The 12168-nt window shown below is 47.6% G+C and carries 12 protein-coding genes; 7 read left to right on the forward strand and 5 right to left on the reverse strand.

Annotated features, from left to right (window positions below; all coding sequences use genetic code 11):
* Nucleotides 1–217: 217 nt before the first annotated feature.
* From MY523_RS18955 to msrB, 4 genes are all read right to left on the reverse strand, one after another.
* The gene (locus tag MY523_RS18955; protein ID WP_250656244.1) at nucleotides 218–868 is read right to left on the reverse strand and encodes a DUF2959 domain-containing protein; all 651 of its coding nucleotides are present in this window, start codon (nucleotides 866–868) and stop codon (nucleotides 218–220) included.
* 107 nt (nucleotides 869–975) lie between these two features.
* Nucleotides 976–1323, reverse strand: coding sequence for a 2-hydroxymuconate tautomerase family protein (locus tag MY523_RS18960; protein WP_338021782.1), 348 nt, complete (start codon nucleotides 1321–1323; stop codon nucleotides 976–978).
* Nucleotides 1301–2515 carry a YbfB/YjiJ family MFS transporter gene (locus MY523_RS18965; RefSeq protein WP_250656246.1) on the reverse strand — a complete coding sequence of 405 codons (1215 nt, stop codon included), beginning with the start codon at nucleotides 2513–2515 and terminating at the stop codon, nucleotides 1301–1303. The genes MY523_RS18960 and MY523_RS18965 overlap by 23 nt, the downstream gene beginning before the upstream one ends.
* Nucleotides 2516–2706: 191 nt before the next feature.
* Nucleotides 2707–3837 carry a peptide-methionine (R)-S-oxide reductase MsrB gene (gene msrB, locus MY523_RS18970; protein ID WP_250656247.1) on the reverse strand — a complete coding sequence of 377 codons (1131 nt, stop codon included), beginning with the start codon at nucleotides 3835–3837 and terminating at the stop codon, nucleotides 2707–2709.
* A gap of 213 nt (nucleotides 3838–4050) precedes the next feature.
* Between msrB and MY523_RS18975 the strand changes: the two genes are divergently transcribed.
* From MY523_RS18975 to MY523_RS19005, 7 genes are all read left to right on the forward strand, one after another.
* A complete protein-coding gene (locus tag MY523_RS18975; protein WP_250656248.1) occupies nucleotides 4051–4755 on the forward strand; it encodes a spondin domain-containing protein in 705 nt (234 codons plus the stop codon).
* A 14-nt stretch (nucleotides 4756–4769) separates the two neighbouring features.
* Nucleotides 4770–5459 (forward strand): spondin domain-containing protein, encoded by a 690-nt coding sequence (locus tag MY523_RS18980; protein ID WP_250656249.1) that lies wholly within the window; start codon nucleotides 4770–4772, stop codon nucleotides 5457–5459.
* 227 nt (nucleotides 5460–5686) lie between these two features.
* Nucleotides 5687–6460 carry a response regulator gene (locus MY523_RS18985; protein WP_250656250.1) on the forward strand — a complete coding sequence of 258 codons (774 nt, stop codon included), beginning with the start codon at nucleotides 5687–5689 and terminating at the stop codon, nucleotides 6458–6460.
* 11 nt (nucleotides 6461–6471) lie between these two features.
* A complete protein-coding gene (locus MY523_RS18990) occupies nucleotides 6472–7971 on the forward strand; it encodes a sensor histidine kinase (RefSeq protein ID WP_250656251.1) in 1500 nt (499 codons plus the stop codon).
* Between the two features lie 101 nt (nucleotides 7972–8072).
* A complete protein-coding gene (locus tag MY523_RS18995) occupies nucleotides 8073–9497 on the forward strand; it encodes a transporter substrate-binding domain-containing protein (protein ID WP_250656252.1) in 1425 nt (474 codons plus the stop codon).
* A 125-nt stretch (nucleotides 9498–9622) separates the two neighbouring features.
* Nucleotides 9623–10171 carry a DUF2975 domain-containing protein gene (locus tag MY523_RS19000; RefSeq protein WP_250656253.1) on the forward strand — a complete coding sequence of 183 codons (549 nt, stop codon included), beginning with the start codon at nucleotides 9623–9625 and terminating at the stop codon, nucleotides 10169–10171.
* Between the two features lie 8 nt (nucleotides 10172–10179).
* Nucleotides 10180–10392 carry a helix-turn-helix domain-containing protein gene (locus MY523_RS19005; RefSeq protein WP_250656254.1) on the forward strand — a complete coding sequence of 71 codons (213 nt, stop codon included), beginning with the start codon at nucleotides 10180–10182 and terminating at the stop codon, nucleotides 10390–10392.
* Nucleotides 10393–10688: 296 nt separating this feature from the next.
* On the opposite strand, the gene katE2 is transcribed toward MY523_RS19005, so the two are convergent.
* Complete coding sequence (gene katE2 / locus MY523_RS19010) at nucleotides 10689–12143, reverse strand: catalase KatE2 (protein ID WP_250656255.1); 1455 nt, start codon at nucleotides 12141–12143, stop codon at nucleotides 10689–10691.
* Nucleotides 12144–12168: the final 25 nt, after the last annotated feature.

Consider the following 12168-nt stretch of genomic DNA (forward strand, 5'->3'; position numbering starts at 1 on the left):
GACCTGTATAATGATGAAAAAGTTCAAAAGAAAATAATGAAGTTTTTTAAGGTGTTAAAAACGGGTCGCTAACACTGCGAAATTTACGGCTTATTGGTGTGGGGGCGAGGGCTGTATTTTATGGGGATTGCTTAAGTAAGAAATATTCCAGTCGCATCTCTTTTCATAAGAGACCACGACTGGGCACTATAAAAAAGTGTTTTAGATTTAGTAGACGCTAGCCTTCTTTAAGCTCGGCAATGAATTCCTCAGATTCAGCAATTGATTTTTCCATCTCTTTGATCAGCCTGGCGACGTCAGATTCGATGGTTCTCAACTCGCCTTTGAGTGAGTCAATGGCTCGTGCATTTAAGTTATGCTTCAAAAATAGCACTTGATCCTGAAGGGCGTTAAGAACGGGCTCCATTTTGGCTTCGGCGCTACGCATGGACTTCATTAGCTGGCCATATTTCTTTTTGGTCGTCGTTATTTTCCGGCGACTTTGTTCTCTTAAACTGCTGCTGGTATAGAGTTTCAGCTCTTCTTCCCATTCATCAAACAACGCCTCGGACACATCTTCGACAGCATCGATACGATCGCTGACTTTTTCTGCTGCCGCTTTGCTGTCTTCAAACTCGTCGTTAAGCGCATTGTACTTATCAAGCAGATCCTGATCTTTAATCGTAATCAGTGACTGGTAGCGTTCTAATGCTGATGAAAACTGCTCTTTTGCATCGCTTTGGGCTTCACTGACCTCTTCAACACGATCAACCATAATATCTCGCTTATGGTAGCCAACCTTCTCCATGGCTCCGTAATACATGCTCTGACAGCCTGTCAATACAACCAATAAGATGCTGGCCAGCAATGGGCGCACAATAGAGATCATAGCGTTACTCCTGTAGTTTAATGATGTTGATTAATCATAACACCTGATATTGAGAATGCTAATGATCACGCGCTCTTAGGTCTGATTGATAAACCTGGCGGGACAACTCAACTCTTTTTTCTGAGTTCTGTTACCACTTCTCCACCGATACCCCAGTTGTCTGTTTCTACTTCGTCGATAACCACAACGGTTGTGGCGGGGTTTTTGTTTAAGGTTTTTTGCAGCAGCGCTGTTACTCCGCTGATCAACGCTGCTTTTTGCTCTTTGGTTGCGCCTTCACGGGTTATCTTGATATTGACGTATGGCATAGCTGGCTCCTTGTTAACTATTGATTTCTTTAGTAAAAACGCTGCTCGATGGCAAAAGGCCCGTCTATGGCCCGTTGCGCTAGGGTTGATTGTTCTAGGGTTGATTGTTCTAGGCTTGATTGCGCTAGACTTGATTGAGTTGCTGATTGGCGTGTTCTCGCTGCTCGACTACGCGCAGTGATAAAACCAGTAGCGTCCCAACAACCATAAAAAGCCCCGCCATGGTGAGGCCGTCGCTATAACCGCCCCCTGCCTCTGCAATCTGCCCGGTAATGGCGGGAGCGACTATTTGCGCAACACCATAGCTGATGGTCATTTTCCCCATCATTTTTGACGGCGCGCTTGGGTATAGTCTACCTGCCATCGTTAGCACCAGGCTCACGATGCCCATAAATGTGCCGCCAAAAAGCACCGCACTGAGGTAGGCCGTTGCCGAACCGTTGCTAAAAACGGGTAGCACGATACCGGTGGTATGGATTGCAAAGGCAAGCGCCAATGCATTTAAGTCACCGGTTTTTCGGGCGACCAAGTCCCAGATAATACAGGAAGGGGCGGCGGCCAATCCCAGCACCATAAAGACCAATGTCCCTTCATCTGACAAGGGGTTTTGTTGATTAACAATCGCCACAATAAAGGTGGCACTGATTACAAACCCGACACCGGCGCATAAATAGGCGGCGATAAAAAGCCTAAGGTACGCCTTGGATGGTGGGTTATCGACCAGAGCTTCGCCATTTTTCATCACATGGCTGTTTTCGGGTTTGGGCAGCCAGCGCCAGGCAGGAATGGCCATTAGAACCCCGATCAGAGAGAGTGCCAGCCACTGCTCACGCCAATCAAACTCGGGCGTCATGATGCTGGAAACATAGGAACAGAATGCGATTCCCAGTCCCGCTCCCGCAAAGTGAATCCCCAGTTCACTTCGGTAGCGGTGTCGAATAAGCCAGTTAAGGATCAAGCCGGAGCCCAGCAGAATACTGGCTGCACTGCTTAGGCCTGCCAGGTAGCGCATCAGGCTCCAGACCCAAAAGTTAGTGGTGAGTGCCATCCCCAAGGTGCTGACAACGGCAACAATAATACCGATTCGGTAGAGCCGGTCTTTCAGCATCATATTGCTGATGGAGGCGGCAATGAGTACACCAGTGAAATAGCCCATGTAGTTAATGCTGGCTAACCATCCCCCTTCTGATATTCCGAGAGAGGCCTGTTGCTGCATAAGGGGGAGCAGAGGCGTGTAGGCAAATCGGGCTATCCCCAACATCAGGATAAGGCTGATTATACCGGCGGCCAGTACTTTGAGCCGTTCCAAAGCGCGGGTTGGTTCGCTAGAAAATGTCATCGCGGTGCCTCACTAAACTGAAGCTAAGACAATATAGCGGTATGGCCAGTTATACCAATTGTTAATATTGATTATTGACATTCAGCAAAATGATACATGCCGTATATTGTTGTCAGGAGGGAGAGGGCTTGGAGGGGGTACTTCAAGTAGGGCATGTTCCTGCAAGTAAACATGCCCTTGAGCATCAGCGGCTATTTGAATAGCGCTAAGAGTGTTCCATAACCCTCTTTCTCAAGATCCTCTTTAGGGATAAAACGCAACGATGCCGAGTTTATGCAGTACCTTAGCCCCGTTGGCTCAGGGCCATCTTCAAACACATGCCCCAGATGGGAGTCGCCATACTTGCTGCGCACCTCTGTTCTCGTCATGAACAGTTTGGTGTCTTTCCTTTCAACAATATTTTCGTCGTTGATCGGACGTGAAAAGCTCGGCCATCCACTTCCTGAGTCGTACTTGTCGACAGACGAAAAGAGCGGCTCATTGCTGACTACGTCAACGTAGATTCCTTCACGCTTTTCATCCCAGTACTCATTATTGAATGCACGTTCGGTCGCATCTTCTTGAGTGACTTGGTACTGAAGGGGCGTCAGATTTTGTCTTAGCTCTTCGTCAGATACCTTTTTATAGTCGTTTTGGCCTGGATTTATCTGAGTCATTTTTCCACTCTCCTCTGGTTTGTGGAGATCCTCTCCCCATGTTGCTTCTAAAAACTGATCTCTACCTGAGTTGTACCGGTAAAACTTGTAACGAATCGGGTTCTTTTTAAAGTAGTCCTGATGATACTCCTCTGCCGGCCAGAAGTGTGACACTTGTTTTATCTCTGTGGCGAGAGGTTTCTCAAAGCGGCCAGATTTAGCCAGTGCATTGCGTGACTGTTCAGCGGCTATTTTCTGCTGCTCGTTATGGTAAAAAATGAAGGGGCGGTACTGGAACCCTCTATCGACAAACTGGCCACCCGTGTCTGTAGGGTCAACCTGCTGCCAAAACGCATGTAGTAGCTGTTTATAGCTAACCTGGCTAGGGTCATAGTGAACCTCGACCGCTTCGACATGCCCGGTGTTACCGTATGACACTTGTTTATAGGTGGGGTTTTGAACATGTCCACCGACATACCCCGAGACCACCTCAGAGACGCCTGGCACTTTTTCGAAGTCTGATTCAACACACCAGAAACAGCCACCGGCAAATGTTGCGACAGCCATGGTATCGCTGGCGGAAGAGCCGGTGCTTGTTGAGTTTTCGGTCTTGTCCGGAGTTGTTTCAGCACTGCAGGCTGCTATCGACATCATGCCTGCCAACAACAGGATCGTAGGTTTAATCATATGGGCTACCTCAGCTCTATTTGTGGGTCTGAACCTAGTATTTACTAAAAATACGTGGCAAGAAAAGGTCTGGATCACCGGTTTTATCAAATCATGATAGGTCGTGATAATTTTGTTATATCTGTGTGAGGCCTCCGGGATTTTTGTTTCGTACTCTTTTAAGCGTTGTCTATCACAATGCAGTATTAAAAATAATTAGAGGAAGAAACGAAGATGAAAACGAAATCAATTGCTACGCTGTCTGCTCTGCCTTTTATACTTGCTTCACACTTGGTATCGGCCCAGACAGTTGATGTTGAAGTGACTAACCTCACTCACGGCATGTATTTTACGCCACTGTTGGTAAGTGCTCATGACTCATCCACACACTTATTTGAAGCCGGTCAGACGGCAACACCGGAACTTCAGGCGATGGCTGAAGGCGGTGATATTTCGGGCCTTGCGGCAGCCGCTGTAGCCACGGGTGCGGTAAATGCAGAAAATCCCGCAAGCGGATTATTAGCGCCGTCATCCTCAGCCCAGGTTGAGAATCTGGATACCTTAACCAACACACACCTTTCGATTGTCGCCATGCTGTTGCCCACCAACGATGCGTTTGTGGGGTTAAATGGCTGGAAAATACCTCAGCAGGCAGGTACTTACACGGTTTATCTCAATGCCTATGATGCCGGCACTGAAGCCAATAATGAAGTAGTGAATGGTGGCGGTGCACCGGGGGCGTTGGGAATACCAGCCAACCCCGGCGGCAATGGTGGCACAGGAGCAACCGGTGTTACGACGACTGAAACCAACCAAACGGTTCATATCCACCGTGGCAATGTAGGTGATACCGATTTAACAGGTGGTGTGAGCGATGTTGATAGCCGCATCCATCGTTGGTTAAACCCCGTGGCTAAAGTGGTTATCACCGTTAAATAATGGAGGGTGGTTTGATGAATATGAAAAATACTATTCGTACGGGTCTTTCTATGCTGGTGTTGGCCGGCGTTGTAGGCTGTTCCGACAATGACCCGGTACAGCAAACCTACGAAATAACCGTCACCAACCTGAGCAACAACCAGCCGTTGTCGCCGCTGGCAGTAGTGCTACACTCTAGTTCGTATAGTGCATGGTCTGTTGGTTCCCCGGCAGGTGCAGGGCTTGAGCAGTTAGCCGAAGCAGGCGATAACACTCAGTTTTTGGCTGATGCATCCGCAGGGAGCGCGATTGCAACATCCTCTGGTGACGGCGTTGTCGGCCCTGGCGCCAGTGACCGGGTTGACGTTGTGGTTAACTCCGCCTCAGACCTCCAACTAACCGTCGCAACAATGTTGGTGAATACCAACGATGCATTTTCGGGTCGAGGTGGCATTGACTTGAACGCGCTGGCATTAGGAGAGCAAATGACCCTGGTTTTACCGACCTATGATGCGGGTACAGAGCGCAATAGTGAACTGGCCGGGACTATACCCGGGCCTGCTGATGGAGGCGAAGGGTTCAACGCCGTGCGAGATGATGTCAATGTCGTCTCAAGGCATCCGGGGGTGGTGAGTAATGTCGATGGCTATACTGACTCCGTACTGGATCAATCTCATCGTTTTGACGCACCGGTGGCTCGTTTGGTGGTTCGACGGCTTAACTAGTACTTTAGGTGGGAACTAGTGCAGCAGGCAGTAGCCAGTGCAGTAGACAGGCGCTAGCGCTATGGATAGCCGTTAGCACTATAGGTAGGGGGTTCTCATTTTTGCCGTCATGAGGGCCAACTACTGTACCATTATTCGCAGCCACGCTATGCTAGTTTTTGGGCCAGCATGATATTCTCGAGGCCCTTACCATTATTGCTCCGCATCCAACATAAGGTTTTATATTGATGAAACGCAGAATTCTTGTAATAGAAGATGACCAGGATATTAACAAGCTGGTCTCCATGAACCTGCGAGATATGAACTATGAGGTTGAAAGTTGTGATGTCGGCTCTCGCGGGCTGCAAATGGCGATGACAGGCAACTTTGACCTTATCGTGTTGGATGTGATGCTGCCAGAAATGGACGGGCTGGAAATCTGTATGCGGCTGCGCACCGCAAAGCTGCTTATGCCGATATTGATGCTAACCGCAAAAGACTCTGAGGCTGACCGGGTTGTCGGGCTTGAGATGGGGGCAGACGACTACATCACCAAACCGTTCAGTGTGCGCGAGCTTCAGGCCAGGGTCAAGGCGATGCTGAGGCGCGTTGAAATGTTAACGCAAACGCCTGTTGTTGCTGAACCCGATAGTCTGAAATTTGGCCAGCTGGAAATTAATACCGCTAAACGTCTGGTAACGATTGATCAGGCCCCCGTTGATTTAACCAGTACCGAGTTTGATCTACTGCTGTATATGGCAAGACAACCAGGGTTGGTATTTAGTCGTAGCCAGCTACTGGATAAAGTCTGGGGCTATCACCATAGTGGTTACGAGCATACGGTTAACTCTCATATCAATCGACTACGTACCAAGCTCGAAAAAGACCCTTCTAATCCTGAGTATGTATTAACCGTATGGGGTGTTGGTTATAAGTTTTCCGATGCAGGGCTTGCCAACCAAACGAGCCTTGATGGCACTCACGCTGAACACAGCAATACCTCTACTGATAAGCCTGAATGAGTCGAATAGTGATGGGATGGATCAATTCTTTTTACAGCAAACTGGTACTTGGCTTGCTGGGCAGTTTTTTGTTGATCGGCGTTCTCTTGATGGCGCTGGTAGAGCAGTTAACAATCCGCTACCAGAACGAAGTTGAACAAAAGCTCCACCTGGAACTTGCGGCTCATGTGGTTGGGGATGATAGCCTGTTAAAGGATGGCGAGATCGACCAGCAAGCGTTGGAACATGCCTTCCACTCAATGATGATTCTTGGCCCCAGCTTCGAGTTTTATGTGTTGACCCCTAAAGGTGAAGTGACCACGTATTCAGCTGAAGATGAGAAAATTAAACGTAAAAAAGTCGACTTGGCACCCATTAGGCAATTCCTTTCGGGTACGGAAGTACTTCCCATACTGGGAGATGACCCTCGTTCACGGTTCCGTCAAAAAATATTCTCAGTGGCTGAAATAAAACAGAATGACCAGCTAAAAGGCTATCTTTATATCATCATTGGCGGGGAAATTTATGACAGTACCGTCGATCTGCTGAAGAGTAGCCACATCATTAAATTGAGCGTATGGGGGCTGTTTGCGGCGCTGTTGTTTAGTTTGATTGTTGTTTTGCTGCTTTTTGCAATGCTAACCCGACCACTGCGGAAATTGACGGCGGATATGAAAAAGTTCCGTTCAGAGGGGTTTGATAAAGGGGTATTGCCAAGCTCTGATTGGGACGAGCAGTCAACGGATGAGATTCAGCGACTCGGCGCAACATTTAACGCTATGGCCAGCACCTTGAAACAGCAGTATGAAAAAGTGAGAACCACCGATGAACTGCGGCGAGAGCTAATCTCCTATGTCTCTCATGATTTGCGCACGCCGCTTGCCGCTCTGCAAGGTTACCTTGAGACCTGGCAGTTGAAACAAAACAGCCTGACCGAGGATGAAAGCGCAGAGCTTATACGCGTGGCGGCCAACAACGCCCAGCAAGTAAGTCGTCTGGTAGAGCAGTTGTTTGAGCTGGCGCACCTTGATGCCGACAATACTCAGTTGACGATGGAGCCGGTGTCTATTGCCGAGTTGGCGCAGGATGTTTTACAGAAGCTGCAACTCGACGCTCAGCAGCACGGTATTCGGTTGGATGTAAACCCAAAAGACCCCTCTTTGATTGCCTGCGCAGATATTGAAAAGTTGGAGCGGGTTTTTACCAATCTGGTTGATAATGCGATCAGGCATTGCAGTGAAGGAGACTCGGTAGGCATTGATATCTCCAGACAGGGTGAGCAACTACAGGTGAGCGTAACCGATACCGGGTCAGGTATTTCACCAGAGGATATTCCACACATATTTGAGGCGCACTATCGTGGACGTACACCTGATAACCAAGAACAGCGCGGAAAACACGAGCGTGCCAATAGCGGCTTAGGTCTTGCTATTACGCGCCGAATCATAGAGCTGCATGGCAGTGCAATCGCTGTTGAGAGCGAGCCAGGCAAGGGGACTTCATTTTCTTTTTGTCTAAATAGTCTAAAATAGCTCTTACTTAGCAAATATAATATCGAGTCCTCCAAGTCTGTATTGACTGGTTACGGGTTTATGTCCGAGGCCTTGATGCTGAAGACTATCAGGCTGCCATTTTGATTTTTAAGACGCTATTGACAGTATTCTGCCTCCTCGGGCTATTTGCTCCATCGCTAAATGCGACGGAGGTCTCGATTGCATTTTCACCCCATAAGCCACCCTATGTCATTGAAGACGAGGGGCGGGGACTCGAAGTCGATATCGTCAGAGAGGCATTGGCCGTTAAAGGTTACACGCTGAAGGTCGACTTTTTTGAGCGGGCATTCTTGCGTAACGCCATTGCGTATGGGAGAACCGATGGCGCAGCCGGGTTGGTCGGGGCTGATGATGGCCTGTATTATTCCGAGCCTTATATTGGTTTCCAGAATTCAATTATTTCCCGTGCCGAAGATAAAATAAAACTCAGTTCTCTGTCAGACCTTAGAGGGCGCCGCTTTTCGGCCTGGAAAGGCGCACACAAAGTGCTCGGTGAAGAGTACAATCTTGCCACTGAAGATGGTGCCTCTCCTTCATATCTCGAATTTGATAATCAGCTAATCCAGAACAAGATGTTCTGGTCTCACCGCATTGATTTGTTGGTTATTGATCACTTTGTCTTCAACTGGTACCGGCGGGCGCTATCTGAAGACTTTATCACCACGGGTGAAATAGCCAACCACCCACTACTTCCGGAAAAAACCTATTACCGTATCGCCTTCAAAGACGAAAGTATCAAAGAGGCATTTAATCATGGCCTTGCCAGGCTTAAGCGAACAGGGCGATATAGCGAACTTGAGAGCCATTACTTTTGGGGAGAACAGGGCGCTTTACCATCGCCTATTTATCTGCATTATTATGATCGGCCTCCCTACCTTAACAAAGGGAACAATGGTGTGTTCGGACTAGCCGCTACGGCGGCAAGCGATGCGTTTAAAGCAAGCGGTATTCGCTTTAGCTGGAAACAAACACCCGCTAGCAAGCAGCTTGATATATTGAAAGAAAACCATGGCAAAGACTGCCTGGTTGGTTGGCTTAGCAATGGCCACCGGCAAAACTATGCAAAATACACAGACCCGATTTACATTGACAAACCGCTGATCGCACTAACCAGGAAAGATAACCCTATTGAAGCAGAGAGCCTGGAAGAACTATTTAACGACAGTAAAAAAGTGATGCTGGTTAAAGAGGCATATTCATATGGGCACTATGTTGATCGGTTAGTCGATCAACTGAAACCCAGGCGGCTTATTCTGGCGATGGATAGATCTGATCTTTTGCATGCCCTGGATAGCCGTAAAGCTGATTATTTGCTGATTGCACCTGAAGATGTTGATCATGCACTGCTTTCCTCAGGCTTGCAGCGGTCTAAATTTAAAACACAGAAGCTGAAAGATGTGCCAGAGGGAGATCCACGCTATATCCTGTGTTCAAAAAAGGTGAGTGATGATGTCATCAGCAAACTTAATAAAGCGATTAGACGCAGCAATGAAAATGACCGTTAGCGAATTTCTGGCGGGTAGGAGAATTAAATAAAATATTAAATTATTATCGATAAACGATAAATAATTATTGATTAGTGGTTTTTTGTTGCTTACACTCCTCTTATTCAAATAGGAGGTATTAAGCAATGCATAACATTCAAAAGCAAAGCCGAAGAGTTCGCCTGTTTCTGCAGTTCTTATTTCCGTTTGTTCCTTCCGCTATGATTTACTTTTGGTTGACGGTTCAAACCCCGTACGATTTTTTGACCAGTGCTGGCATTGTTGAGCTTAGCCTGGATATTGAATCCTTAACATCAGAGCCACTGTCAAACATGACGCGGCTATTGGCGATAGTCGCAAGCTTATTTATTTCAGGTATTTTTCTATACGCATTAAGCACGTTGATCCGCCTATTTAGAAATTATGAGAACGGCGAAATTTTTTCTCTGGAAAATGCAGTTTGTTATCAAAAACTGGGCTACTGCCTGTTTTATTGGGTCATAGGAGGAATTATCTACGGCGGGGTAATGTCTGTTATTTTGTCGTTTAACAATCCTCCAGGCGAAAGGGTGCTCAGCCTTAGCTTTGCCGGGATGGACTTTATCACGATAGTGATTGGTTTTTTAATTTTGATTATTTCCTGGGTGATGAAAGAGGGGTATAAAATCGCCGATGAAAATAGTCATACAATATAGGGAGAACTATGGCTATCCAGATCAACTTAGATGTAATGATGGCAAAACGTAAAATGCGTTTAAAAACATTGGCTGAGCGAGTGGGGGTTACCGAGCAAAACTTATCTGTGCTCAAAAATGGCAAGGCAAAGGCGATTCGTTTTTCTACATTGGATAAGATTTGCGAAGTACTTGAGTGTCAACCGGGTGATGTTTTGGCTTATGGGGAAGATGCGGACTAAAGTTAAGCTAGGTGCTGTCACTTAACGGCGGGGCTGCACTTGCTGCCAGCGTTTTTAGCCATTTCATCTCTTCAATGTCCACTGGCTGACCAGTAGAATTTATTTTCATTCAGGCGTGAATATCTGCTGAAACACTATATCGACAAGAGGTTAAAGGTACAGTGGGAGGATTAAGATTCAAAGTTTAAAGCGGTGAGGTCTACCGTCTATCGTTTGCACAGCTTCGATCAAGGGTTTTCCGAAGCTGTGCAATGGTAACGGTGCTCAATAGAGGATTCAAAGATTGCCGTGTAAAGCTACACCTCGTCCATTGATATTCCCAGTGCGTCAGCAATCCCTTTGCCATAAGCCGGGTCTGCTTTATTGCAGTTGCGTATGTGACGAAGCTGAATCTCTTTAGGGGCATCGCCTATTGAGCGGGCGGTATTGCCGAATAGCACCTGTTGTTGCTCATGGCTCATCAGGCGGAACAGGTCGCCGGGCTGGGTAAAATAATCATCGTCCTCTCGGTGGTTCCAATGATCGGCAGCGCCATCAAGGTTAAGTGGAGGTTCGGCGAAGTCTGGTTGCTCAGCCCACTCGCCCTGATCGTTGGGCTCGTACCCTAACGTGCTGCCATGGTTACCATCGACTCGCATTGCACCGTCGCGATGATAGCTATGTACTGGGCAGCGAGGTGCATTGACCGGAATCAGATGGTGGTTTACACCCAAACGATATCGCTGGGCATCACCGTAAGAAAACAGCCTGCCCTGTAACATTTTATCGGGTGAGAAACCGATTCCAGGCACAATACTGGCAGGGTTAAATGCAGACTGTTCGACTTCGGCAAAGAAGTTTTCAGGGTTACGGTTAAGTTCCATCTCTCCAACCTCAATCAACGGATAGTCCTTATGAGGCCAAACTTTGGTGAGATCAAACGGGTTATACGGAACCTTTGATGCCTCTGCTTCGGGCATAATTTGCACTTTCAGAGTCCACTTAGGGTTATCGCCATTTTCTATGCTCTCATAAAGGTCTTTTTGATGGCTCTCGCGATCCTTTCCGATAACGGCTTCGGACTCTGCATCTGAAAGGTTCTTAATGCCTTGCTGAGATTTAAAGTGAAACTTAACCCAATAGCGCTCGTTGTTATCGTTGATAAAACTGAAGGTGTGGCTACCAAAACCATGCATATGGCGATAGGTTGCCGGAATGCCCCGGTCGCTCATCACGATCGTAACCTGGTGTAGCGCTTCGGGTAAGGATGTCCAAAAGTCCCAGTTATTTTTGGCACTGCGCATATTGGTGCGCGGATCTCGCTTAACCGCATGATTAAGATCGGGGAATTTCAATGGGTCTCGCAGGAAAAACACCGGTGTGTTATTACCAACCAGATCCCAGTTGCCTTCTTCGGTGTAGAACTTAACAGCAAAGCCGCGGATATCTCGTTCTGCATCCGCTGCGCCCCGTTCGCCTGCGACGGTCGTGAACCGGGCGAACAGTTCGGTTTTTTTACCGACCTCAGAAAATATTTTTGCACGGGTGTATTGGGTGATGTCGTGGGTGACGGTGAATGTGCCATAGGCTCCTGAGCCTTTAGCATGCATGCGGCGTTCGGGAATGACTTCACGGTCAAAATGAGCGAGTTTTTCCAGAAACCAAACATCTTGCAGTAACTGCGGGCCTTTTGGCCCAGCGGTCATTACGTTTTGATTATGAGCGACCGGGCAGCCAAATGCGGTAGTTAGATTCTTTTTCTTGTCAGTCATGATTAACCCTCCTTTGGGTTAATGT

It is taken from the genome of Alkalimarinus coralli, assembly GCF_023650515.1.
Lineage (GTDB): Bacteria > Pseudomonadota > Gammaproteobacteria > Pseudomonadales > Oleiphilaceae > Alkalimarinus > Alkalimarinus coralli.

Coding starts and splice junctions, on each gene's coding strand:
- MY523_RS18955 (WP_250656244.1), bottom strand. CDS start 868: ATGATCTCTATTGTGCGCCCATTGCTGGCCAGCATCTTATTGGTTGTA.
- MY523_RS18965 (WP_250656246.1), bottom strand. CDS start 2,515: ATGACATTTTCTAGCGAACCAACCCGCGCTTTGGAACGGCTCAAAGTA.
- msrB (WP_250656247.1), bottom strand. CDS start 3,837: ATGATTAAACCTACGATCCTGTTGTTGGCAGGCATGATGTCGATAGCA.
- MY523_RS18975 (WP_250656248.1), top strand. CDS start 4,051: ATGAAAACGAAATCAATTGCTACGCTGTCTGCTCTGCCTTTTATACTT.
- MY523_RS18980 (WP_250656249.1), top strand. CDS start 4,770: ATGAATATGAAAAATACTATTCGTACGGGTCTTTCTATGCTGGTGTTG.
- MY523_RS18985 (WP_250656250.1), top strand. CDS start 5,687: ATGAAACGCAGAATTCTTGTAATAGAAGATGACCAGGATATTAACAAG.
- MY523_RS18990 (WP_250656251.1), top strand. CDS start 6,472: ATGGGATGGATCAATTCTTTTTACAGCAAACTGGTACTTGGCTTGCTG.
- MY523_RS19000 (WP_250656253.1), top strand. CDS start 9,623: ATGCATAACATTCAAAAGCAAAGCCGAAGAGTTCGCCTGTTTCTGCAG.
- MY523_RS19005 (WP_250656254.1), top strand. CDS start 10,180: ATGGCTATCCAGATCAACTTAGATGTAATGATGGCAAAACGTAAAATG.
- katE2 (WP_250656255.1), bottom strand. CDS start 12,143: ATGACTGACAAGAAAAAGAATCTAACTACCGCATTTGGCTGCCCGGTC.